This is a genomic window from Caulobacter rhizosphaerae, assembly GCF_010977555.1.
Taxonomy (GTDB): Bacteria; Pseudomonadota; Alphaproteobacteria; order Caulobacterales; family Caulobacteraceae; genus Caulobacter; species Caulobacter rhizosphaerae.
In genome coordinates this window covers 1,529,697-1,553,201 of the sequence record NZ_CP048815.1, presented here as the reverse complement: position 1 = coordinate 1,553,201, position 23,505 = coordinate 1,529,697, and the positions used below count along the sequence as shown (strand labels likewise).

The window sequence follows — 23,505 nt, the reverse complement described above, 5'->3', positions numbered from 1 at the left end:
AAAATGGGAACAATAGATTGGGCGCATGGCCGTCCTCGATCTGAAACGCAAGCTCGCCATCCTCTCCGACGCCGCCAAGTACGACGCCTCGTGCGCCTCGTCAGGGGCCGAGAAACGCAACTCCCTGGGCGGGAAAGGCGTCGGCTCGACCGAAGGCATGGGAATCTGCCACGCCTACGCGCCGGACGGGCGCTGCATCAGCTTGCTGAAGATCCTGCTGACCAACTTCTGCATCTACGACTGCGCCTATTGCGTGAACCGGGTGTCGTCCAACGTCGCGCGGGCCCGGTTCAGCGTGAAGGAGGTCGTCGACCTCACCCTCAACTTCTACAAGCGCAACTACATCGAGGGCCTGTTCCTGTCGTCGGGGGTGATCCGCACCGGCGACTATACGATGGACGAGATGGTCCGGGTGGCCCGGTCGCTGCGACTGGATCACGACTTCCGCGGCTACATCCACCTGAAACTGATCCCCGAGGCCTCGCCTGAGCTGGCGGCGGAGGCGGGCCTGTACGCCGACCGGGTGTCGATCAATGTCGAGCTGCCGCGCGACGAGAGCCTGGCGGTGCTGGCGCCGGAGAAGGACGCCGCCGGCATCAAGAAGGCCATGGGCCGCATGCGCCTGCATATCGAGGACCGCAACGAACCGGTGAAGGCCGGGCGCGCCAGGCCGCGCAGGTTCGCCAGCGGCCAGTCGACCCAGCTGATCGTCGGCGCCGACGGCGCCAGGGACGGCGACATCCTGGCCCGCAGCGCCGCGCTCTACGGATCCTACCAGCTCAAGCGGGTCTATTATTCGGCCTTCAGCCCCATCCCCGACGGCAGCGCCCGCCTGCCGCTGAGCCGTCCGCCGCTGGTGCGCGAGCACCGCCTGTACCAGGCCGACTGGCTGATGCGGTTCTACGGTTTCGGCCAGGGCGAGATCGTCGCCCCGGGCGAGGACCTGGACCTGGCCGTCGACCCCAAGACCGCCTGGGCCCTGCGTCATCGCGGCGACTTTCCGGTCGACGTCAACACCGCCGACCGCGAGACCCTGCTGCGCACGCCGGGCCTGGGCGCGCGGGGCGTCGATCGCATCCTGCAGGCCCGCGCCCAGACCCGACTGACCCTGGACGACGTCAAGCGGGTCTGCGGCTCGGTCAAGCGAGCCAAGCCTTTCATCGTCACCGCCGACTGGACGCCGGGCGCCGCGACCGACGCCGAGGGTCTGCGAGCCGCGCTGGTCGCGCCCCAGCAGCTGAGCCTGTTCTGATGCGGGTGGCGCGGCTGGAGTCCGAGATCGACTTCGACGGCTGGCGGACGGCGGCGCGGGCGCTGCGGGCCGAGGGGGTGAGGCCGGAAGCGGTGGTATGGACGGTGGAACGGGAGCTGTTCGATCAAGGTCTCTTCCCTCCCCATGAAGGCGAGGGAAAGGCATTTGGTGTCCCCGCCGCCTTCGTCGAGCTGGCCCGGACCGTCATCCTGCACCGCTCCCCCGAGCGGTTCGCCCTGCTCTACCGCATCCTCCACCGCCTGGAACGCCAGCCGCGCCTGCTGGACAATCCTGCCGACACCGACGTCGCCAAGGCCCGCGACATGGCCAAGGGCGTCGGACGCGCCATCCACAAGATGCACGCCTTTGTCCGCTTCCGGCGGGTCGAGGACGTGGCGCCCGAGACCCCAAGGGAGCAATACGTCGCCTGGTTCGAACCGGCCCACCGCGTCACCGAGGCCGCCGCGCCGTTCTTCGCCCGGCGGTTCGCCAACATGAACTGGTCGATTCTGACGCCCGACGCCTGCGTCCATTGGGACCGGGCCATGCTGACGATGTCAGCCGGCGCCGATCCCGCCGACGCGCCCTCCCAGGACGCCCAGGAGGAGATGTGGCGCACCTACTACGCCTCGATCTTCAACCCGGCGCGGCTGAACCCGGCGATGATGAAACAGGAAATGCCCAGGCGCTATTGGCGGAACCTGCCGGAGGCGGCGCTCATTCCAGACCTGATCGAGAAAGCGCAGAGCCGGACCGAGACCATGGTCGCCGCCCAACCCGCCAAGCCGTCGGAACGCGTGCTCAAGGCCGCCCTGAAGCACGCGCGCGGGTCGTACGGCGAGGGCAACCTGACCAACCTGGAGGAGGTGGCGGCCGGCATCCAGGTCTGCCGCCGCTGCGACCTGTGGCGCGACGCCACCCAAGGCGTTCCCGGTCTCGGTCCGGCCAGGGCGGCCTTGATGATCGTCGGCGAGCAACCGGGCGACCAGGAGGACCTGCAGGGCGTCCCGTTCGTCGGACCGGCGGGCCAACTGCTCGACCGGGCGATGGCCCAGGCCGGCGCGCCGCGCGACCGAGTCTTCGTGACCAACGCCGTCAAGCACTTCAAACACGAGCCGCGCGGCAAGCGCCGGCTCCACAAGACCCCGGACCGCGGCGAGGTCCAGGCCTGCCGCTGGTGGCTGGACGCCGAGCGACGGCTGGTCCGCCCCAAGGTCATCCTGGCCCTGGGCGCGACGGCCGTGCAGGCGGTGTTCGGCAAGGCCTTGCCGATCGGCAAGACCCGAGGCCAGCGGCAGGCCCTGGACGGCGGCGAGCTGGCCCTGGTCAGCTGGCACCCGTCGTTCATGCTGCGCATCCCCGACCGCGACGCCAAGGACCGCGCCTATGCCGAGCTGGTCACGGACCTGAAGCAGGCTTGGAAGCTGGCGGGTTAAATCCCTTCTGTTGTCGCCCCGGACGAGGGTGATCGGGCCGTTCTCGCCCGGCGCCCTGCCCGCGCCCTGCGCTTCTTCAGCCAGATCACCACGCCAGTGACGCTGAGCGCCGCGACGACCAGGCCGGTCAGCGAGATCAGGATCCGTCCCGGAATCCCCAGGATGCGGCCCGAGTGCAGCGGGAACTGGGCCTGGACGAAGATGTCGGCGGCGGTGCCCTTCCACGGCTGGTGGGCGCCCAGCAGAGCGCCGGTCTTGCCGTCGTAATAGAGGTAGGGCGGACCGACGCCGGCCGCGCCGTGGTCGCCGCCGGGCTCGTGGAAGGCCACGCCGTAGATGCCGTATTCAGGCGAGTAGAACGCGCTGCCGGCCGACGCCCGCCAGCCGCGCTTGGCCGCCTCGACCCGGGCGCTGTCCAGCACCTGGGCGTAGGTGCGGGTCGCCACGATCGGCGAATGGATGTCGGCCGGCTTGCGCAGGTCGAAGGGGCCCGGCGTCACCCTCGAGACCTTGGACATGACCGGATAGAACACCTCGCTGTAGAGGTTCAGCGAGAAGGCGGTGAAGGCCACGGTGAACAGCACGCCCCACAGCCACAGGCCGAAGGCCCGGTGGATGTCGAAATTGATCCGATAGGCGCTGGCCGAGGTCTTGATCGCCCAGGCCGGTTTCCAGCGCGCCCAGAACCCCTTGGCCGACTTGGCGCCGCTCCCGCCGGGCAAGGCCTTCCGGCGCGGCGGCAGGGTCAGGTAGAAGCCCACGAAGCAGTCCAGCGTCCACAGGACCGCCACCCCGCCCAGCAGCCAGATCCCCCAGCGGTCGATCCCCCACATCGCCGGAATGTGCAGGGTGTAGTGCAGCACATAGAGGAACGAGACGAAGGTCTCGCTGGTGATCGGCCAGACCGCGCCCCACTCGCGCCGCCCCTGCTCGGCCCCGGTCGCCGGATCGATGAACACCTGGTTGTAGTGCGGCTCGAACAGCTTGCCGGTGGCCGGGTTGCGCTTGGGCGCGACGCCGAAAGCCAGGGTCCCGCCCGGCTCGGGGGCCAGGGGCAGGTAGGTCACCTGCACCCGCGGATCACGGACCTCGATCCGGCGCGCCAGGTCGAGCGGCGGCAGGGCGGCGGCGCCCTTCGACTGGGCGAACATCAGGTGCGGATTGAGCAGATCGTCCAACTCGTGGTCCCACGAGATCACCGCCCCGGTGACGCCCGACACGAACAGGAACCCGGCGATGAACAGCCCCACCCAGCGATGAAGGAAGGTCAGGCCGGGCCGAAGGCTGAACGGCGCCAACCGGGCGGCTCCCGAACGCACCGGCGCGGGACCCGCATCCGGAGCGGTGGCGGGGGCGAGGTCATGGGTTCGCGCGTCCATGTCCGTCCTCAGAAGCTGTAATCAAGACGCAGCGACACGCTGCGCGGCGCGGCGTAGTACGACTGGGTCCACATCAGGCTGGTCAGGTAGGTCTTGTCGGCCGCGTTCTTGACGTTGAGCGTGGCGCGCACCTTGTCGGTCAGGTCGAGGCCGGCCATCAGGTCGACGACGCCGTAGGCCTTCTGCTCGACGGGCGCGATGTCGACCATCGACACCGCGCTCTGCCAGCGCAGAGCGCCGCCGATCGTCAGGTTGCGCAGTTCGGGGAAGGTATAGGCCGTGGTGGCCTTGAATGTCTTTCGCGGCAGGTACTCGCGGTTCTGGCCGTCCTCGCCCTCGACCTTCAGCTGGGTCCAGCCGGCGCTGACCGTCCACTGGTCGCTCAGCGCGCCGGTGGCCTCCAGCTCGTAGCCGGTCACCTTGGTGTCGAGGCCCGCATAGACCGTCCGTGTCCCGTCCATGCCCACAGCGATGGCCAGATCGTCCTGCTCCGACTGGAACACCGCGCCTGTCAGGTAGAGGCGGTGGTCGAACCACTCGCTCTTGACCCCCGCCTCATAGGCCTTGCCATGGGCGGCCGGCAGGTTCCGGTTGTTGATGTCGCGCTCGGACTGCGGATTGAAGATGTCGGTGTAGCTGGCGTAGAGTGAAACGTTGGGATTGAGGTCGTAGACCGCGCCGACATAGGGGCTGACCTTCTTCTCGTCGCGCGGCGTGTCGGCGCCGTACGAATAGCCCTTGGACTTCAGTTTCAGGGCGTTGAAGCCGGCCACGATCTTGAGCGGGTCGGCGACGCTGAAATGGGCGGCGGCGTAGAAGCGCGACAGGCGGTCGGTCTGGTCGGAGGCCTGGTAGGCTCCGGGATAGGCTGGTTCGGCCACCTGCTGCGCGCCCCACAGGCCGATGGCCGGATAGGGGATCTCGGAGTCGAGGGCGAAGTTTTCCCATTCCTTACCGGTCGACTTGGAGGTCTGCCCGCCAACCACCAGCTGGTGCGTCCGCCCGAACAGCTGGAAGGGTCCGGAGGCGTAGGCGTCGAGGATGAAGTTCTCGTACTTGGACGGATAGACGCCGCTCATGCCCTTGACGCCCAGGCCAGTGTCCGGATCGGGGTTGCCGTAGGCGTAGAGCAGCTTGGCGTTCTCATTGAAGCGCTTGTAGGTGCCCGTGGCCTTGAGCTCCCAACCGTTGTCGAACCGGTAGTCGAGCTCCGTAAAGGCCGTCTGGTCCTTGACGTCCCAATAGGTCCAGTCGGCCGAGGTCGACGCCGAGCGCGGGTAGTCGACCTTCGCGCCGTCTTCATAGAGCAGCGGCAGGGCGCCCCACAGCACGCCGCGCGAACGGTTGTCCTGCAGCGCATAGCCGGCGGTGACCGTCAGCTTTGGCGTGACGTCCCAGGCCAGCAGACCCGAATAGACGTTGCGATTGACGTGGTAGTAATCGAGGTACGATCCCCTGTCCTCGTTGGCGTAGATCAGCCGGCCGCGCACCGTACCCGCGGCGTTCAGCGGTCCCGAAACGTCGGCCTCCAGGCGGTAGTCGTCCCACGAGCCGTACTGCAGAGCCGCGTTGGCCTTGAAGGTGTCAGTCGGGCGCTTGCGCACATAGTTGACCGTCGCCGACGGATTGCCGGTGCCGGTCATCATGCTGTTGGCGCCGCGCACCACCTCGACCCGGTCGAACAGCACGGTGTCCAGGTCGCCGAACTGGATGCCCCAGATCAGCGGCAGGCCGATGCCGTCGACCTGGAAGTTGGTGATGTCGAAACCGCGGGAGTTGTAATAGGTGCGGTCGGTCTCGACCTTCTCGACATTGACGCCGGTCACCTGGGCCAACAGGTCGTTGACGCTGGTCAGGCCGAAATTGCGGATCCGGACCTGGTCGAGGATCGTCACCGACTGCGGGGTCTCGCGCAGGCTCATGTCCAGCCCCGTCACCGCCGAGGTGCGGGTGCGCGCCCCGGTGACCACCACCCCGTCCACCTGGTTCTCGACCACGCCGGCGTCGGCGACGGGCGCGGTCTCTTCAGCCTGGGCGACGGCGGCGGAAGACAGGGCCAGGAGCGCGGCGCCGGCCATCAGCAGGGCGCGCGGGGAGGAAATCATGGATGGTCTCGCTTGCGAACAATAATGAGTCGCAAGTGCAATAGTAGGTAAGGGCGCGACCTGTCAAACCGTCACCCGGCGTTGCACGACGTTTGTAGGATGAGGGCGCGAGTCCGCGCATCCGGAGAGCACGCGGCGCTCGTCCAGGTCCGGGCCGGCCGCGCCGCCGGCTCACTCACGCAAATCTCGGCAGCTTCGCGAGGCCTTTCGAGGTAAGGCGATCTCAAGCCGCCTCCCGATCGGAGAACGACCGCTAGGCCGAGAACCCCGCCTCGGCGAAGGCCAGCATGCGGCCCAGCAGGGCCTCGACGTCGGCCTCGCTGGTCGTGCCTTCCGACAGCACGTTCAGGCGGTCGAACTCGGCGAAGCGGTTGTTGTGCAGCATGCCCAGGGTGAAGTGCAGCCGCCAGTAGATCTCCTCGGACGGCAGGTCTGGACGGGCCTTGAGCAGGGCGTCCGAGAAGCGGCGCAGGTGGGTGACGTCGGTCTGCAGCACCTTGCGGATCTCGTCGGTGCCTTCGCTGCGGGCGCGGATCAGGAACTGCAACGAGATGCGGCGCTCGTGGTCCGGCGCCAGCCACTTCAGCGGCGGGGTCAGCAGGGCGGCGAGGATCTCGCGCACCGGGGGGTTGCCCGCATGGCGGTCGATCGCCTCGTGCAGCTTCTTGGCCCGCTCGCGGTTCAGCTCGACCGTGCGGCGACGGAAGATCTCGTACAGCAATGCGTCCTTGGACCCGAAGTGGTAGTTCACCGAGGCCAGGTTGACGCCCGCAGCAGCGGTGATGTCGCGCACCGACACGTTCTGGAAGCCGTGCAGCGCGAACAGGCGCTCGGCGGCGACGAACACCAGGTTCTTGGTGACGGCTTCATTGTCGACGCCCTCGACCTCGGTCTCCGGCGCGGTGGTGACGGTCGCGCCGTCGCTCTTCGGACTCACTACGGTATCCCCTTTACCTGTAGGGAAGTCTTACGACCGTTCGAATTTGGCGCAAGCGTCAAGATGAAACGCGGACGGAGGAATTCTGAAAGCGGCCCCAAGGCGCCTTGAGGTGGGCGCCCGGGGGTGGGCGCGCGATCCCGGAAGGCAGATCGGCGCACGGCCCCTAGCCGTCAGCTCTTCGAGCGTCGGCCGCCCCTGGAATGTCCCGTCGTCATCGGGTCGGGCTTGGGGGGCGGGACCCACCCCTTGGGCGGGACATAGCTGGATTGATTGGTCCCGAGGCCCATCTTTCCCGGCTCCTGGCGACGAAGGTAGGACGCCTGGGGCGCGTCCGCGCCGGGCTGTTCCATGATCCGCTGGTCGCGGCGGATCTGATCGACCTGGTCGCGCAGCGCCGCGGCCGTCTCGAAATCCTCTGAGGCGACAGCCTGGGCCATCTCCTCTTCCAAAGCCGACAGATGGGTTTCCTGGGTCATGGCGGGCTCCGGGCGGGTGCGTTCAATGTAACGCGCCAGACGTCGGATCGGGCCGCGCTTGAGATCGGCGCCGCGCGGGCGTAAGCCGCGTTTCGTGTCGTCCGATCAGCCCGCCCCTTCGCCAGACCCGTCGGCTCTCGGAACCCGGCTGATCGCCCTGGCCGTGGCCAGCGCCCTGCTGATGGAGTTCATCGACTCCACCGCCCTGTCGACGGCCCTGCCCACACTGGCCCGGGCCTTCAGCGTCGATCCGATCCATCTGAAGCTGGCCCTGACCTCCTACATCCTGGCCCTGGCGGTGTTCACCCCCGCCAGCGGCTGGGCGGCGGAAAGGTTCGGGGCGCGGCGGGTGTTCATCACAGCCATGATCGTCTTCCTGGCCGGTTCGGCCTTATGCGGGCTGTCGCGGGACCTGGCGGCCCTGGTCGCCTCGCGCATCCTCCAGGGCGTCGGCGGGGCGATGATGACGCCGGTCGCCCGGCTGATCGTGGTCGGCTCGACGCCCAAGGACAAGCTGATCCGCGCCATGGGGTGGTTCACCATGCCCGCCTTGGTGGGCCCGCTGATCGGCCCTCCCCTCGCCGGCCTGGTGCTGAGCGTCGCCGACTGGCCGTGGATCTTCTACCTGAACCTGCCGATCGGCCTGCTGGGCATGGCGGCGGTGATGCGCTTCGTGCCCCGGGGCCAGCCGAACAAGGAAATGGGCCGGTTCGACACCCTGGGCTTCCTGTTGTCGGCCCTGGCCATCAGCGGCCTGGTGGTGGTGGCCGAGACGGCCGGCCTGTCGCTGCTGCCGCCCTGGGCTCAGGCGACCGTGCTGGCGCTGTCCGTCGCCGCCGGCTGGCTATACCTGCGCAAGGCCAAGGTCACGCCAAGGCCGATCCTCGACCTGGACCTGCTCAAGCACCGCACCTATCGCGCCAGCCTGCTGGGCGGGACCTTCGTGCGGCTGGGGATCGGGGCCAGCCCGTTCCTGCTGCCCCTGCTGCTGCAGGTCGCCCTGGGCTGGAGTCCCCTGAGGGCCAGCGCGGTCACGCTGGGCGCCGGGGTCGGCACCCTGATCGCCCGGCCGTTCGCCGCGGCGGGCCTGAAGCGCTTCGGTTTCCGCACCTCGCTGGCGGTGTTCGTGGTCGCCACGGCGATCCTGACGGCGGTCCCGGGGTTCTTCACCCTGGCGACGCCGATGGCGGTGATGGCCGCGGCCCTGTTCCTGGCCGGCTTCGCCCGCTCCAACCAGTTCATCGCCGCCAACACCATCGCCTATGCCGACGTGCCCCAGCCCAGAGTGGCCGCGGCCTCTACACTCGCGGCGGTGAGCCAACAGGTGGGCCTGGCCCTGGGCGTCAGCTTCGGCGGCCTGATGCTGCACGTCGCGCGCGGCCACGGCGCGCACCTGACCCCCGACCGCTTTACCTGGCCGTTCGTGGCCATCGGCCTGGTCACCCTGCTGGCCCTGCCGGTCTACCTGCGGCTGGACCGCGACGCGGGGGCGGAGATCAGCGGAAGGGTGCGAACAACAGAAACCCTCTCCCAGCGGGAGAGAGTTTGATTGGGAGTTTAGGAACGCGCCGCCGCGATGCGGGCGCGGGCGATCTCGTCGGCGACCAGGTTGGCGGGGCGCTTGTCGACCAGCGAGTGGTCCAGCACCTCGCCCAGCGTCTGGGCCAGGCGATCCAGCTTGGTCGCCACCCAGTCCGGATCGAAGGCCACGCCGGCCTCCAGCGCCCGGATCTCGCCGGCCACGTTGATGATGCCGCCGCCGTTGATCACGTAGTCGGGAGCGTAGAGGATGCCGCGATCATAGACGGCCTGGCCGATCGTCGCGTCGGCCAACTGGTTGTTGGCCCCGCCGGCGATCACCTTGACCTTCAGGCGCGGCAGGGTGGTGGCCGAGATCGCGCCACCCAGGGCGCACGGAGCGAAGACGTCGGCCTCGACATCGAAGATGGCGTCGGTCGAGACAATCCGGGCGCCGGTCCTGGCGGCCACCTCGTCCAGGGCGCGCGCATTGACGTCGGCGATGATCAGCTTGGCGCCCGCAGCGTGCAGTTTCTCGGCCAGATAGGCGCCGACATGGCCGACGCCCTGGATGGCGACGGTGACGCCGTTCAGGTCGCGGTTCAAGGCCCGTTGCACGCACAGCCGCACGCCGCGGAACACGCCTTCGGCGGTGACCGGCGACGGGTCGCCCGAGGCGGCCGCGTGGCCTTCCAGGCCGGCGACATAGCGGGTGGTGCGGCGGGTGGCGACCAGGTCGGCCGGCGAGACGCCGACGTCCTCGGCGGTCCAGTAACGGCCGGCCAGGCTGTCGACGGCGCGGCCAAAGGCCTCGAACAGCTCGGGAGTCTTCTGGCTGCGGGCGTCGCCGATGATCACGGCCTTGCCGCCGCCGAAGTCCAGGTCGGCCATGGCGTTCTTGTACGACATGCCGCGCGACAGCCGCAGGGCGTCGGTCACGGCCGCGTCGGCGCTGGAATAGTCCCACATCCGGCAACCGCCGGCCGCGGGGCCGCGGGCAGTGGAGTGGATGGCGATGATCGACTTCAGGCCGGTTTTTTCGTCAAAGAACGCGTGAACGCCTTCGTGTCCCTCGAAATCCGGGGAATCGAACAAGGTCATGCCGTCAGTCCTGCCCTAGTCAGAAAGTTTGCGCGCGGTGTACGCTGGCGGGCCTTCCCCCACAACCCCTCGCTTCAGGGCGCGGGTTTACCGGGCGCCGTGCGTCCTTCGAGGCTCGGCTTCGCCTCGCACCTCAGGATGAGGAATTCAGTAGCAACAAAGCGCCTCATCCTGAGGCGCCCGCGCAGCGGGCCTCGAAGGACGCACGGCCGCGGCGGCGCTACTGTTTCGATATTTCCGACCGCACCACGTTCGGCGCGGTCGGCGCCCCCGGGATCGGCGGAGCGCCGGACGGCAGGTCGGCCAGAGGGTCCTTCAGGAACGAGGCCGCGTCCGTCCACACCACCTGGGCCTGCTTGTCGACCAGCAGCAGGTGCCAGCCGTCGGCGTAGTAGGCTGAGCGGTCGTCGGGCTTGAGCCGCCGGACGGCCTCCATCGTCGGCTCCTTGGGGATGATGTGGTCGTTGGCCCCGTAGAAATAGGCGACCGGGACCTGGACCTTGCCCAGCGCCGCCCAGGCCTTCTCCATCAGCCCGACCAGGCCGTACAGGGTGTCCGAACGGGCGCCCCAGATCATCAGCGGGTCGCGCCCCATGCGCCGCAGCTCGTCGATATTGTCGGTGGGCTGGACATTCTTGACCAGCCATTCGGGCGGCTTGACCACCCAGCTCCGGGTGGTGTGGGCGGTGATCCACAGGCTGGTCTTGTAGGGCAGCGGCTGGTTCGACCAGCCCCAGACGGCCGGCGCGAACAGCAGCAGGCGCTCGGCGGCGGGCGGTCGGTCCGAGGCCATGGCGACGATGGCCAGCGCCCCGCCCATGCTCTCGCCGGCCAGGGCGACCTTGGCCTCGGGATGGGCTTCGCGGACCAGGGCCACGGCGGTGCGGATGTCCTCGATCACCAGTTCCGGCGGCGCCCAGACGCCACGGTCGGGGGAGCGGCCGAAGCCGCGGATATCGATGGCGTAGGTGGCGATCCCCTGCCCCGCCCAGAACGGCCCGGCCAGGTGGAAGGCGTTGGCGTAGTCGTTCATGCCGTGCAAAGCGACGATCACGTGGGTGACGGGCTGCCCTTCGGGCGGCAGCCACGTCATCAGGCCCAGCCTCTTGCCGTCGAAGCTGAACAAGCCGTCCTTGTCCAGCCGGGGGCCGCGATAGCCCAGCTCGCCCGGGCCGGGATGCTGGATGACCGGAGCGCAGGCGGCCAGGCTGGCCGCGCAGGTCGCCCCCAGAAGGAGAGTCCGACGGTTCATGACCCCAGAATGCCCGCCACTCGGCGGCGAAGATAGGGCGTGACCTCGGCCTCGAACCAGGGATTGCGCCTGAGCCAGGCGGTGTTGCGCCACGACGGATGCGGCAGGGGCAGGACGCCTTGGTCGATATGGTCCCGCCAGGCGGCGACGGTGTCGGTCATGTTGGCCCTCATCCGCTCACCCAACGCCCAGGCTTGGGCATGGCTCCCGACCAGCAGGGTCAGCTCGACGTTGGGCAGCGCCGCCAGCAACGGCTTGCGCCAGAGCGCGGCGCAGCGGGCGGGCGGCGGATAGTCGCCGCCCTTGGGATTGGTCCCCGGAAAGCAGAAGGCCATGGCCGCGACGCCGATCTCCGGCCGGCCGTAGAAGGTCTCGCGATCGACGCCCATCCAGTCGCGCAGGCGATTTCCCGACGGGTCGTTGAACGGCAGGCCCGTCTCGTGCACCAGCCGCCCCGGCGCCTGGCCGCAGATCAGCAGGCGCGTCCCCTCGCCCACCCGCACCACCGGCCTGGGCGTATGCGGCAGGTACGGCGCGCAGGCCCGGCAGGCGGCGATGTCGGCGAGGAGGACGTCCAGCGGCATGGCGTGCAGTTAGGGCGACGGCCGCCGCCCGGCAAGCGCGACCTGGGCGCGCACCCGCGCGGGCGTTCAGGCGGCCAGCAGGCGCTTTTCCTTGGCGACCTGCTCGGCGAACGAGGGCCGGGCCAGGATCGCGTCGGCATAGTCCCGGGTCCTGGGCCAGGCCGAGAGATCGAAGCCCAGATGGTCGAGATTGGCGAACGGGCTGGCCACGGCGATGTCGGCCAGGGTGATGCGGTCCTCCAGCAGGAAACCGCCGCCGTCGGGAACCAGGCCTTCCAGGTAATCCAGCAGCGGCGGGATCGTCTCGCGCTCGGCCTTCACGCAGACGTCCTCGTCGCCGTCCCTGCCCATGAAACGGGGACCGACGATGCGGTTGAAGAACAAAGGTCCGGCGGCGGCGACAACGATGGTGTCGGCGAACTCCTCGAACCACACCGCCCGCGCCCGGTTGCGCGGATCCAGCGGGATTAGATTGGGCTCGGGATGCAGGGCCTCCAGATAGGTGATGATCGCCGAGGAATCGGAAATCTGGAAATCACCATCCCTGAAGCCGGGGATCTTGCGGAACGGGCTGCAGGCCAGGAAGTCGGGGTCGGGTTCGCCGCGCCGGGAGACCTTGTTCTCCAGGACCAGCCCCTTCTCCGCCCCGAAGGCCAGGGTCTTGCGCACATAGGGCGACAGCGACGAGCCGTAGACGATCATGATGGAGCCTCCCTTATGAGTCCCGCTCATAGGTCCACGGCTTGGGTTGCGATTCAAGACTTTGGCCAAAACACCGTGGGTCCTTCAAGGTCCCGCTCCGCAGACGCCTCAGGATGAGGACGCCTGTTGCAGTGAATTCCTCATCCTGAGGTGCGAGCCGCAGGCGAGCCTCGAAGGACGCAGGGCGCCTAGCCCTCGCCCCCCTCTTCGCCCGCCGCGTCCTCGAAGCTGGTCGGGTCGCCTTCCTGGCGCAGACGCAGCCGGTAGACGCCGCGGAATTTCTCCGGATTCACCGGCTTGTTGTGGCGCAGGATGACGATCTTGCCCTCGCGGGCCAGCTCGATGGCGTTAGTCCGCACATGGCCCAGCAGGCGCTGCCAGCGCTCGGGCTCGATGGCCTTGGCGACCGACATCGGATCGATGGACTTGCCAGCGGCCACGGCGGCCAGTTGCGAGAGAATGGTGTCTTGGATCGGGGTGGTCATGGTTTTCGCTCGAGCACGGACCAGACGCCATCGTGGCGGATGAACAGGGTCGTGGAGATGATTTCGGGATCGCCGGCGAGTTGGTCGACAAACGCCGCGACGCGTTCCAGCCGGTCCTTATCCCCGCCGTCGGCCAGCAGCAAGAGGTTGCGCTGGGAGAAGACGGCCACCGGGTCGCCTGTCATCGTTATGCCGTGGATCTTCCAGGTGTCAGGCTGGTTGACGAAATTCAGCGCCAGGCTGCTTTCGTTGGTGATCGTCCAGACACCAGGCTCCAGGGCATCGATCTCCATTCGCCCCATCTTTGTGCGAGTATTGGCGTCGGCCCGCGCCCAAGCCGCCGCCTCGTCCGGAAACAGTGGCGTGATCTTGTCGGCGGGGGTCATCTGGAAGGTTTCCTCGCCATCGATGGCGATGATCTCGATGAAATCGCCCGCAAATGGCCGGGTGAGGAACTTGATCTTCTCGAAGCCCGGCTGGGTCACGTAGTCGATCGGCCGGATTAGCACGACCAGATCTTCCTTCGTCACGGCGGCTGGATCGTTGGTCGCCAACACCGTCCGCGCCATCTGGCCGACGATGGTCTCCAGTGCCTCGGGCTTGTTCAGATAGCGCTCATAGGCGTTGCCGATGAACATCGAGGCGCCATCGTCGGGTTTGGATCCCGGCGGGGCGACGCGCAGCGTGTCGTCGCCCTCCATCTCGACCTTGGCCTTCGGAGCAAGCCGGATAATGGCGTCTCGCACCTCCAGCCTGAACTCAGCCTTCGACATCACGCCCGCCCAGGCCGGCGTCGCCAGCGCGAACACGACCACCCAGGCCGCGATCCGGCCCATCCACCTTCCGACCGCCATGAACCCCTCCCGCCCGAGTCGCTTGGACTGTGCACGGCGCAACCGCGGGTCGTCACGCCGATTGTTGCGGACAGCGGTCGAAGCGGCTCGGCTTGCACACCTGCTCGCCGGGCTTTAGGTCCTCAAAGACAACGAAGGGGAGGGATCATGGACGGCGGCAACGAGATCTGGGACGGGCCCAAGCTGGTGACCGAGGGCGAATGGGCCGGCTGGCGAACCTGGGCCGGCATGGACGCCTTCGAGGACCAGACCGGGCCGTTCTATTTCAAGGAAGAGAACGGCGTCGTCCGCAGCGCCTTCCGCGCCGAGCCCCGCCACATGAACGGCGGCGGCTTCATGCACGGCGGCTGCATGATGACCTTCGCCGACTATTCGCTGTTCGCCATCTCCTGGGCCCACCTGAAGGATGTGCGGGCCGTCACCGTCAGCCTGAACGGCGAGTTCCTCGGCCCCGCCAAGGCCGGCGACCTGGTGGAATCGACCGGAGAAGTCACCAAGGCCGGCGGCTCGCTGCTGTTCGTGCGCGGTCTGGTGTCGACGAGCGGCGCGCCGATGCTGAACTTTTCCGGCGTGATCAAGAAGATCCGGGCGCGTTAGAACTGGACGGGGACAGGCGCGTGCGCCTGTCCCCAGCCGCTAAACCCCCGCCTTCGCCGCCGGCCGGGCCATCATGCCCTCGAGCCAGCGCTTCACATGGACCAGTTCCGCGTCGGGTCGAAACCGCACCATGCGGGCGAAGTCGATCGCCGTCGCGGCCAGGATGTCGGCCATGGTCAGCCGCTCGCAGGCGATGAAGTCGCTCTCGGCCAGGCGGCGATCCAGCATCTTCAGCCCCTTCTCGGCCGCGGTCCGGCCATGGGCGGCGACCTCGGGAATCTGGGTCTCGATGGCGGCCAGGGCGGGATGGGCGTGGCGAACCGCCATCATCAGCGGCGTGGCCACGGTCATCTCCGTCCGGCGTGACCACATCTCGATGACGGCCGACTCCCAGGCGTCCTCGCCGAACAGGTTGGGCTCTGGATAAACGCTCTCCAGGTAGCGGCAGATGGCCACTGACTCGGTGATGGTCCGACCGTCGTCTCTCTCCAGGGCCGGCACGTTGGGCAGGCCCGCCCTGGCCAGGTATTCGGGCGTGCGGTGCTGGCCGCCGAAGATGTCGATGTCGACGACCTCGATGTCCTCGATCCCCTTCTCGGCCATGAACCAGCGCACGCGGCGGGGGTTGGGCGCTCGGCGGCTGTCGTAGAGCTTCAAAAAGAAATCCTCCCGGCTTGCGACCGGGAGGATGCTTCGGTTCCGCGAGGGAAGGAAGGACCTTACAGCCCGAACCAGGCCCGCGGCATCAGGCCGATCAGCGAGCCGGTCAGGCAGGTGGCCAGGAAGCCGGCCATCATCGCCTTCCAGACCAGGCCCAGCACCTCCTGCCGGCGCTGGGGCACCAGCACCGAGAAGCCGGCGACGTTCATGCCCACCGAGCCGATGTTGGCGAAGCCGCACAGCGCATAGGTCATGATGATCCGGGTGCGCGGGTCCAGCAGCTCCGGACCGGTCTTGGCCATCTGGATGAAGGCGGTGAACTCCGTCAGGATCAGCTTGACGCCCAGCAGGCCGCCGGCCGCGCCAGCTTCCTTCCAAGGCACGCCCATGGCCCAGGCCAGGGGCGAGAAGACCACGCCCAGGATGCGGGCGATGCTGAGGTGCTCGCCGCCCACCATCGGCAGGGCGAACAGGATCTTGTCGACCATGGTGGCCAGGGCGATGAAGACGATCAGGGTGGCGCCGACGTTCAAGGCGATCTGCAGGCCGTCCGTGGTGCCCTTCATGACGGCGTCGATCGAGCTGCCATAGGTCTTGTCGCCCTCGGCGAGGTCCAGGTCGTCGGACTTCTCGCTGGGATCGCCGGGCACCATGATCCGGGCCAGCAGAACGCCGGCGGGGGCCGAGATCAGCGAGGCGGCCAGCACGTGGGCGGCGGCGTTGGGCAGCACGTCGTGCAGGATGGTGGCGTAGGCCACCATGGTCGAGCCGGACACGCAGGCCATGCCGACCGCGATCAGCATGAACAGCTCAGAGCGGGTCAGGCGCTCCAGATAGGCGCGGATGAAGATCGGCCCCTCGATCTGGCCCATGAAGATGGTGGCGGCGGTAGCCAGGGCGGGCGGACCGCGCAGGCCCAGGGTCTTCTGGAACAGGAAGCCCAGGCCCTTGGCCAGCCACTTCAAGATGCCCCAGTGCCACAGCAGCGCCGACAGGGCGCAGACCACCAGGATCACCGGCATGACTCGGAAGGCGAACAGGAAACCGGCCCCCGGATTGGTCTCGGTATAGGGCGGCGTCGTGCCCGACAGGTAGCCGAACACGAAGTTGGTCCCCGCCTGGGTCGACGAGGCCAGCCCTTCCACCGCGCCGTTCACGCCCTGCAGCGCGCTGCGCATCGCCGGCAGCTTGAACAGCACGAACACCAGGACCAGCTGGATGGCGATCGCGCAGACGGCCAGCACCAGCGGGAAGCGCTTGCGGTTCTCGGACACCAGCCAGCAAAGGCCGAGGATCAGCGCCACGCCCGCCAAGGCCTGGACGTTCTCGGGAAGGAAGATCAAGACGGAAGGACCTTAACTGATGAGGCGACGCCCCCGCGACGCCATCCAAGGGCCCAAATGACTATGAATGGGGGGCGCGGCGCAAGGGCCATGCGCAGGAAAGCGCGAGGGCCGGCCGATCCGCCCGACCCTCGCGCAAGACCTAGGCGGCCACGTCGACCGAGGTGGCGTCCGGGCTGGTCGCGCTGGTCAGGCTGCTGACCAACTGGCTGAGCAGCTTCTGCATCAGGTCGGAGGCGTCGCTGGACACGTCGCCCCCCAGGCTGTCGGCCGCCGAGGTCAGGGTCTGGGCCAGTTCATCGGCCGAGACCACGCCATCGCCGTTCAGGTCGGCGGCGTCGGTCGAGTCGCTGGTCGACGCCGCGGTGTCGCCCACCCCGTCGCTGGGCGGCGGTCCGGGCGGCGGGCCGCCGTGTGGCGGCTTCAGGGCCTGGAACTCACTAAGCGACAGCGAACCGTCGCCGTCGGAATCGCCGTCGGTCAACATGTTGGACGCCATGTCCGTGGCGCTGGGCGCGCCGGCCGGCAAGTCCGACGGGGCGTGGGCGGCCATGGCCGTGGCCAGTTCGTCGCTGGTCACGGCCCCGTCGCCGTCCGCGTCGGCGTCGGCGAACATCGAGGCGGCCCGGTCGCCTTGGTCGGTCTGCTGCGTGCTCAGCAGCGAGGCCAACGTATCGGCGCTGAAACCCTGGCCCGACGAGGACCAGCCCTGCATTGGCGGCGGCGGACCGTTCCGGCCGCCCGACGGCAGGTTTTGCCCGGCCTGGCCGAGCGCGCTGCTTGACGCCGCGCCGGTGTCGGGCGCCTGGGTCGAGGCGGACGCCCTCGCCTGCAGCAGCTGCTGCAACAGCGAGGACGATCCGAGACTGGAGATGGTCATCTGTCTCTCCTTTGTGGAGGGAGCGCCGGTTACTGCGCCGCACGCCCGCGCCGAAGGTCCGACGCGGAGAGCGAAATGCGAAAAACATGCCCTATTTCAGGGCGTTACGGCTCCGACACAATGCCGCCGGTTGTCGATACATCGGACCGATATCGAAAAGCTTGACCAACTGGCCCGCGCGCCGCTCCGCCGGCGAAACCCGCACGGCTTCGCTTTTGGCACGCGCGAACTACGCCTTACCCCGATTTAACTTGGCCGCTTGAAGTTCACCGGGCATTGCTGCAACCCTGGATTTGGGGAGCGTTGCGAGCATGTCGCTGGCCTTGGCCACACTGTTGTATGAGTGGCGTCGGTACATGGCGGCCGTCGTCGCCCTGGCCTTCTCGGGTTTGCTGGTGCTGGCCCAGGTCGGCATCTTCGTCGGCATCGGCAAGGGCTTCACCGCCCAGATCGACCGCGCCCGGGCCGACATCATGGTGCTGGGCCCAGGCGCCAAGGCGCTGTTCGGCGGCCCCTCGGGCCTGCCGCGCCGGATGATCCCCCTGGTCTACAGCCACCCCGAAGTGCTGCAGGTGGCGCCGCTGGACGGCTCGGGCGGCCGTTTCCAAAACATCCTGTCGGCGGAGGAGCAGGCCAAGGCCGACGCCCGCGCCAAGCAGGGCGGCAAGGGCGGCGGAGGCGGCCGCAAGAGCGAGTTCGTCAACGTCACGGTGATCGACGCGATCCCCGGCTTCGTCACCGTCCCTACCGACTACACGCTGAGCATGGTCGAGGCCCTGCGCCAGCCCTACGCCGTGGCGGTCGACCAGACCGCCCTCAAGCGCCTTGGCGTCAAGAAGGGCGACAAGGCCCTCTACAACGGCAAGACCATCACCATCGGCGTCATCACCCACGGCTACCCCAACATTATCCAGCCGACCTTGGTGATGTCGCGCGACACCCTGCGGATGCTAGGCGAGGCCGACACCGGCCAGCGCGTCGGGCCGCTGATGGTGCAGATCCGTGACCCAGCCCGCGCCGAGATCGTCGCCGCCCAGCTGAACAAGAAGGGCGACGGCAAGTTCCGCGCCTGGACCCGCCAGGAGCTGGCGGACGCCAATTCCGGCGCCATGCTGGACGACCAGATCATTGGCATCATCCTGGGCTTCTCGGCGTTCCTGGGCCTGCTGATCGGGGTCGTGATCACCTGGCAGACCCTGCGCGGGGCGATCATGGCCAACATCAAGGAGTTCGCGTCCCTGCGCGCCCTGGGCGTGTCGATGGGCGACCTGCGCAACATCGTCATCGAGCTCAGCTTCTGGGTCGGCATTGTCGGGGTGGTCGCCTCGGCCGCCCTGACCTGGCTGGTTTCGCTGGCGGCCACCGCCGGCGGCGTGCCGATGTCGTTCCCGCCGGTGCTGGTGGTCGTGGTCGCCGTGTTCCTGATCGTCATCGCCATGGTGTCGGGCCTCCTGTCGCTGGGCGTCCTCAAGAACAGTCAACCCGCGGACCTGCTGCGATGAACGCGCCCCTCACGATCAAGGGCGTCAGCGCCTTCACTCATGGCGAAAGCGCGCTGACGGCCAAGGGCCTGGTCAAGCGCTTCAAGACGGGACGCACCTTCATCGAGGTGCTCAAGGGCGTCGATTTCGACGCCAGGCATGGCGACGTGACCATGGTCATGGGCCCGTCGGGCTCGGGCAAATCGACCCTGGTGGCGGCCTTGTCGGGCCTGCTGAAGCCCGACGAAGGCAAGGTCCAGGCCCTGGAGGCCGCCGACCTTTGGAAGCTGTCGCCGGGCAAGATCGACAAGTTCCGCCTCGACCATTGCGGCTTCATCTTCCAGGGCTTCAACCTTTTCCCCGCCCTGACCGCCAAACAGCAGGTGATGACGGCGCTGAAGTACCAAGGCGTCGGCCCGGGCGAAGCGGGTCGTCGGGCCCAGGCGGCGCTGGAGTCGGTGGGCCTGGGCCCGCGCGTCAACCAGCGTCCGTCCGAGTTGTCGGGCGGCGAGAAGCAGCGCGTAGCCATCGCCCGCGCCCTGGCCAAGAACCCGAACCTGATCTTCGCCGACGAGCCGACCTCGGCCCTGGACGGCAAGAGCGGCGAGATCGTCATCCGCCTGCTGCGCCAGGCCGCCACCGAACGCGGCGCGGCGGTGATCTGCGTCACCCACGACCCGCGGCTGGAAGCCTACGCCGACCGCGTCATCCATATCGAAGACGGCCGGATCCTGGACGACGTGCGCCGGACGCCCGACGCCAATCCCACGCCGCTCAGCCACTGATTTTCCGAGGAAGCCCCGCAATGCCCGCGTTCCTGCGCCGCCCCGCCTTCTGGATCATCCTCGCCGTGTTCGCGCTCGGCGGCGGCGGGTTCTTCTTCATGAAGACACAGGCCGCCGAGAAGAAGAAGAAGCTCGAGGCCGCCGCCGTCCAGGAAGAGCCGAGCCCCTACGCGGCCATCGCCAACGGCAAGGCCGACGTCGAGGGCGGCATCATCCAGGTGGCTGCGCGTCGCCAAGGCATCGTGCGCGAAGTGTTCGTGCAGGAAGGCCAGGACGTGGTGGCCGGCCAGGCCCTAGCCAAGCAGGAGGACGACGACGCCCGCCTGGCCGCCGACACCGCGTCGGCCAGCCTGGCGTCGGCCCGCGCCCAGGTCGCCGTCTACCAGGTGCAGCTGCACACGGGCCAACGCGAGTACAAGCGTCTGCAGAACCTGTCGGCCGCCAACTTCGTGGCCGGCCAGCGCCTGGACGCCGCTCAGGACCAGATCTCGTCGGCCAACGCCAACATCCAGGCCCAGCAGGCCGCGATCCAGGTGGCGACGGCCCAACTGGCCCAGGCCCGCTACAACCAGGAACTGACGGTGATCCGCGCGCCCGCCAACGGCCGCATCGCCCGTCGCTACGCCAATCCCGGCGCCGGCGCCTCGACCCTGAACGTCACCCCGATGTTCGACCTCGAGCCGCAAACCGCTCGCATCGTCCGCGCCGAGATCGTCGAGGCCGACATCCCCAACATCACGATCGGGCAGGAGGTCGAGATCCAGCCGGAAGCCGACCCGACCAAGACCTATGTCGGAAAGGTGCTCCGCCGCGCCGCCGTGTTCGGGGCCCGCAAGCTGGCCTCCGACGATCCGAGCCAACGCAGCGACGAGCGCGTCGTCGAGGTGGTGGTCAGCGCCGACGGCGCCCCGATCCTGGTCGGCCAGCGCGTGCTGGTGAAGTTCATGAAGCCCGGCCAGAGGGCCGGCGTGAAGCGCGACCAGCCCAAGCCGCCGGTGGCCGGCGGCGACAAGAAGAAGGCGTAAGGCGCCCTCCTCCCCTCCCGGGCGGGGCTATCGCATATGCGTTGAGCCGGACCGGACGGGTGGACCGCTCTCTTGACGCCAATTCTCCCGCACCGCACAAACGCCCCAAACAAAACACGCGTTTGAGGGAGATATGAGCATGGCGGACGATATCCGGTTCGACGGTCAGGTGGCGATCGTCACGGGAGCGGGCGGGGGCTTGGGCCGGCAGCATGCGCTGGAGCTGGCGCGGCGCGGGGCCAAGGTGGTGGTCAACGACCTTGGAGCCAGCGTCGACGGCTCGGGCGGCTCGTCCGAGGCGGCCAAGGCTGTCGTGGCCGAGATCGAGGCCTTCGGCGGCCAGGCCATCGCCCATGGCGCGTCGGTGACCGACGACGCCGGCGTCGCCGACATGGTCAAGACCACGATGGAAAAGTGGGGCCGGATCGACATCCTGGTCGCCAACGCCGGCATCCTGCGCGACCGCACCCTGACCAAGATGGAGCTGGCCGACTTCGAGGCGGTGATCCAGGTCCACGTGTTCGGCACCTTCAAGCCGATCAAGGCGGTCTGGGACATCATGAAAGCCCAGAACTACGGCCGCATCGTCGTGACCACCTCGTCCTCGGGCATGTACGGCAATTTCGGCCAGTCCAACTACGGCGCGGCCAAGATGGCGGTGCTGGGCCTGATGAACACGCTGAAGCTGGAAGGCGCCAAGAACAACGTCAAGATCAACGCCATCAGCCCGGTCGCCGCCACCCGCATGACCGAGGGCCTGATGCCGCCGGAGGTTCTGGAGAAGCTGAAGCCGGAATATGTCACCCCGGGCGTGGTCTATCTGGTGTCGGAAGACGCCCCGACCGGCGCGATCCTGACCGCCGGCGCCGGCGCCTTCGCCCTGTCGCGGATCTTCGAGACCGAAGGCGTCTATCTGGGCGAGGGCGGCCTCTCGGCCGAGGAGGTTCGCGACAACTGGGACAGCATCACCGCCGAGGCCGACCAGAAAGCCTACTTCAATGGCGGCGAACAGGGCGCGAAGTTCTTCCGCAAGCTGGCGGGCGGTTAATTCCGCTCGCGAAGGCGAGATCTTGAATTGTGACGCGGAAGAACGTGGCGTAGATTTCCCTTACGTCAGCTTTTCCGCGTCCTTTTCAGGCAACTTCAAACGTAACTGACAGAACATCGAAATATAGATCCTGTTCGACGCCGACATTCTTGGGCGCTCTGCACAAAATTCACGGTTTTGCGAATAAATAGCAACGGTTTTTGACTGGATGCGTTAGAGCGACGGCAACCGGCGCCAGCAAGGGCGCCGGAGCTTCCTCCCCAGAAGGTCGTCTCTCATGTCCATTACGCGTATCTCCCTCGCCGCCGGCGTGGCGCTCGCCACGCTGGTCGCGGCTTCTCAGGCCTCGGCCGCCGCCTTCTACCTGCAGGAACAATCGGTGCGCGGCGCCGGTCGCGCCTATTCGGGCGAGGTCGCCGACCGCGGCGCCGCCAGCCTGTGGTGGAACCCCGCCTCGATCGCCGGCCTCGACAAGAACGAGATCTACGGCGGCGTGCACCTGGTCCAGGTCGACTCCCAGGTCAACAACGCCGGTTCGACCCTGACCCGCCCGGTCATCCCCGGCGGCTTGACCACCCCGGTCGGCGGCGAGCCCTATGCCGGCGGCCCGATCAACAACGGCATCGTGCCCAACCTGGCCGGCGCCTTCCGCGTCAACGACAAGCTGGCCGTCGGCCTGTCCGTCGCCGCGCCCTACAACTTCACCACCGACTACAACAGCCGCAGCTGGACCCGCTACGACGCCCTGAAGTCGAACCTGAAGACCATCGACGTCAACGGCGTGGTCGCCTACCGCGTCAACGACATGCTGGACCTCGGCGTAGGCGTTTCGGCCCAGTACACCGACGCCGAACTGAGCTCGGCCCTGCCCAACCTGTCGCCCCTGCTGCCCGACGGCTCCTCGTCGCTGAAGGGCGACGGCAACTGGGACTACGGCTGGAACGTCGGCGCCCAGTTCCACGCCACCCCGGCCCTGACCATCGGCGCCTCGTATCGCTCGGAGATCAAGCACAAGCTGGACGGCCACGTGGTCGTCTCCGGCCTGCTGGGCCCGCTCGCCGCGGCCAATGTCGACACCGACGGCAAGGCGACGATCACCACCCCGTGGATGGCCAACCTGGGCGCCCGTTGGCAGGTGACCGACAAGACCACCCTGAACGCCTCGGTCTCGCGCATCGGCTGGAGCGAGTTCGACCAGATCGTCGTCACCTATCCGAACGGCGGCAGCGTCAGCGAGCAGAACTACAAGGACACCACGACCGTGGCGGTCGGCGTCGATCATGACGTCAACGACAAGCTGACCCTCCGGGCCGGCGTGCAGTACGATCCGACCCCGACCCCGGACGTCGGCCGCACCGCCCGCGTGCCAGACGGCGACCGCATGCTGTACGCCATCGGCTCGACCTGGAAGGCCACCGACGCCATCCAGTGGGACGCGGCCTTGTCGTACATCAGCTTCGACGACACCAAGATCAACCGCACCGAAACGATCTATCGCGGCACCGCCGCGGCGACGACCCTGAACCTCAAGGGCGACGTCGGGGGCTCGGCCGTGGTCTTGTCGACGGGCCTGCGCTGGAGCTTCTAAGCCCTGGCGTGAGT

At 68.1% G+C, this 23,505-nt stretch carries 22 protein-coding genes and 1 pseudogene; 10 read left to right on the top strand and 13 right to left on the bottom strand.

Annotated features, from left to right (window positions below):
* The first annotated feature begins 25 nt into the window (after nt 1-25).
* On the top strand, nt 26-1,252 hold the full coding sequence (locus G3M57_RS07320) for a putative DNA modification/repair radical SAM protein (RefSeq protein ID WP_373287726.1): 1,227 nt from the start codon (nt 26-28) through the stop codon (nt 1,250-1,252).
* Nucleotides 1,252-2,688 carry a UdgX family uracil-DNA binding protein gene (locus G3M57_RS07315; protein WP_163229717.1) on the top strand — a complete coding sequence of 479 codons (1,437 nt, stop codon included), beginning with the start codon at nt 1,252-1,254 and terminating at the stop codon, nt 2,686-2,688. Before G3M57_RS07320 ends, G3M57_RS07315 begins: the two co-directional genes overlap by 1 nt.
* Here the strand turns inward: G3M57_RS07315 and G3M57_RS07310 are convergent.
* From G3M57_RS07310 to G3M57_RS07295, 4 genes are all read right to left on the bottom strand, one after another.
* Nucleotides 2,685-4,067, bottom strand: coding sequence for a PepSY-associated TM helix domain-containing protein (locus G3M57_RS07310; protein WP_163229715.1), 1,383 nt, complete (start codon nt 4,065-4,067; stop codon nt 2,685-2,687). The genes G3M57_RS07315 and G3M57_RS07310 overlap by 4 nt on opposite strands.
* Before the next feature lie 8 nt (nt 4,068-4,075).
* A complete protein-coding gene (locus G3M57_RS07305) occupies nt 4,076-6,172 on the bottom strand; it encodes a TonB-dependent siderophore receptor (protein WP_163229713.1) in 2,097 nt (698 codons plus the stop codon).
* A gap of 253 nt (nt 6,173-6,425) precedes the next feature.
* The gene (locus G3M57_RS07300; RefSeq protein WP_056761820.1) at nt 6,426-7,109 is read right to left on the bottom strand and encodes a TetR/AcrR family transcriptional regulator; all 684 of its coding nucleotides are present in this window, start codon (nt 7,107-7,109) and stop codon (nt 6,426-6,428) included.
* Between the two features lie 173 nt (nt 7,110-7,282).
* The gene (locus G3M57_RS07295) at nt 7,283-7,588 is read right to left on the bottom strand and encodes a UvrB/UvrC motif-containing protein (protein WP_163229711.1); all 306 of its coding nucleotides are present in this window, start codon (nt 7,586-7,588) and stop codon (nt 7,283-7,285) included.
* A gap of 94 nt (nt 7,589-7,682) precedes the next feature.
* On the opposite strand from G3M57_RS07295, the gene G3M57_RS07290 reads away from it, so the two are divergent.
* Nucleotides 7,683-9,137 carry an MFS transporter gene (locus G3M57_RS07290; protein ID WP_230983911.1) on the top strand — a complete coding sequence of 485 codons (1,455 nt, stop codon included), beginning with the start codon at nt 7,683-7,685 and terminating at the stop codon, nt 9,135-9,137.
* Nucleotides 9,138-9,145: 8 nt separating this feature from the next.
* On the opposite strand, the gene G3M57_RS07285 is transcribed toward G3M57_RS07290, so the two are convergent.
* On the bottom strand, nt 9,146-10,207 hold the full coding sequence (locus tag G3M57_RS07285) for a Leu/Phe/Val dehydrogenase (RefSeq protein WP_163229709.1): 1,062 nt from the start codon (nt 10,205-10,207) through the stop codon (nt 9,146-9,148).
* 95 nt (nt 10,208-10,302) lie between these two features.
* Here G3M57_RS07285 and G3M57_RS27400 point away from each other — a divergent pair.
* Nucleotides 10,303-10,413, top strand: a pseudogene (locus tag G3M57_RS27400) (hypothetical protein); the annotation flags it as partial.
* A 14-nt stretch (nt 10,414-10,427) separates the two neighbouring features.
* On the opposite strand, the gene G3M57_RS07280 reads toward G3M57_RS27400, so the two are convergent.
* The 5 genes from G3M57_RS07280 to G3M57_RS07260 all read right to left on the bottom strand — a co-directional run bounded on the left by G3M57_RS07280 (nt 10,428) and on the right by G3M57_RS07260 (nt 14,066).
* On the bottom strand, nt 10,428-11,459 hold the full coding sequence (locus G3M57_RS07280; RefSeq protein WP_163229707.1) for an alpha/beta fold hydrolase: 1,032 nt from the start codon (nt 11,457-11,459) through the stop codon (nt 10,428-10,430).
* Complete coding sequence (locus G3M57_RS07275) at nt 11,456-12,043, bottom strand: uracil-DNA glycosylase family protein (protein WP_163229705.1); 588 nt, start codon at nt 12,041-12,043, stop codon at nt 11,456-11,458. Before G3M57_RS07275 ends, G3M57_RS07280 begins: the two co-directional genes overlap by 4 nt.
* Nucleotides 12,044-12,109: 66 nt before the next feature.
* Complete coding sequence (locus G3M57_RS07270; RefSeq protein WP_163229703.1) at nt 12,110-12,745, bottom strand: glutathione S-transferase family protein; 636 nt, start codon at nt 12,743-12,745, stop codon at nt 12,110-12,112.
* Nucleotides 12,746-12,933: 188 nt separating this feature from the next.
* Nucleotides 12,934-13,230 (bottom strand): DUF3253 domain-containing protein, encoded by a 297-nt coding sequence (locus G3M57_RS07265; RefSeq protein WP_163229702.1) that lies wholly within the window; start codon nt 13,228-13,230, stop codon nt 12,934-12,936.
* On the bottom strand, nt 13,227-14,066 hold the full coding sequence (locus G3M57_RS07260; protein WP_163229700.1) for a hypothetical protein: 840 nt from the start codon (nt 14,064-14,066) through the stop codon (nt 13,227-13,229). Before G3M57_RS07260 ends, G3M57_RS07265 begins: the two co-directional genes overlap by 4 nt.
* Before the next feature lie 165 nt (nt 14,067-14,231).
* On the opposite strand from G3M57_RS07260, the gene G3M57_RS07255 reads away from it, so the two are divergent.
* Nucleotides 14,232-14,681 carry a PaaI family thioesterase gene (locus G3M57_RS07255; protein ID WP_163229698.1) on the top strand — a complete coding sequence of 150 codons (450 nt, stop codon included), beginning with the start codon at nt 14,232-14,234 and terminating at the stop codon, nt 14,679-14,681.
* A gap of 39 nt (nt 14,682-14,720) precedes the next feature.
* On the opposite strand, the gene G3M57_RS07250 is transcribed toward G3M57_RS07255, so the two are convergent.
* From G3M57_RS07250 to G3M57_RS07240, 3 genes are all read right to left on the bottom strand, one after another.
* Nucleotides 14,721-15,338 (bottom strand): glutathione S-transferase family protein, encoded by a 618-nt coding sequence (locus tag G3M57_RS07250; RefSeq protein WP_163229696.1) that lies wholly within the window; start codon nt 15,336-15,338, stop codon nt 14,721-14,723.
* A gap of 62 nt (nt 15,339-15,400) precedes the next feature.
* On the bottom strand, nt 15,401-16,681 hold the full coding sequence (locus tag G3M57_RS07245; protein WP_163233676.1) for a NupC/NupG family nucleoside CNT transporter: 1,281 nt from the start codon (nt 16,679-16,681) through the stop codon (nt 15,401-15,403).
* 145 nt (nt 16,682-16,826) lie between these two features.
* Nucleotides 16,827-17,564, bottom strand: a complete 738-nt coding sequence (locus tag G3M57_RS07240; protein WP_230983910.1) for an EF-hand domain-containing protein — start codon at nt 17,562-17,564, stop codon at nt 16,827-16,829.
* A gap of 311 nt (nt 17,565-17,875) precedes the next feature.
* Between G3M57_RS07240 and G3M57_RS07235 the strand changes: the two genes are divergently transcribed.
* The 5 genes from G3M57_RS07235 (at nt 17,876) to G3M57_RS07215 (ending at nt 23,491) form a co-directional block, all read left to right on the top strand.
* On the top strand, nt 17,876-19,066 hold the full coding sequence (locus G3M57_RS07235; protein ID WP_163229694.1) for an ABC transporter permease: 1,191 nt from the start codon (nt 17,876-17,878) through the stop codon (nt 19,064-19,066).
* Nucleotides 19,063-19,830 carry an ABC transporter ATP-binding protein gene (locus tag G3M57_RS07230; RefSeq protein ID WP_163229692.1) on the top strand — a complete coding sequence of 256 codons (768 nt, stop codon included), beginning with the start codon at nt 19,063-19,065 and terminating at the stop codon, nt 19,828-19,830. Before G3M57_RS07235 ends, G3M57_RS07230 begins: the two co-directional genes overlap by 4 nt.
* 20 nt (nt 19,831-19,850) lie before the next feature.
* Complete coding sequence (locus G3M57_RS07225) at nt 19,851-20,855, top strand: HlyD family secretion protein (protein ID WP_163229690.1); 1,005 nt, start codon at nt 19,851-19,853, stop codon at nt 20,853-20,855.
* Nucleotides 20,856-20,994: 139 nt separating this feature from the next.
* The gene (locus G3M57_RS07220; protein ID WP_056762109.1) at nt 20,995-21,903 is read left to right on the top strand and encodes an SDR family NAD(P)-dependent oxidoreductase; all 909 of its coding nucleotides are present in this window, start codon (nt 20,995-20,997) and stop codon (nt 21,901-21,903) included.
* A 277-nt stretch (nt 21,904-22,180) separates the two neighbouring features.
* Nucleotides 22,181-23,491, top strand: a complete 1,311-nt coding sequence (locus G3M57_RS07215; RefSeq protein ID WP_163229687.1) for an outer membrane protein transport protein — start codon at nt 22,181-22,183, stop codon at nt 23,489-23,491.
* Nucleotides 23,492-23,505 lie beyond the last annotated feature (14 nt).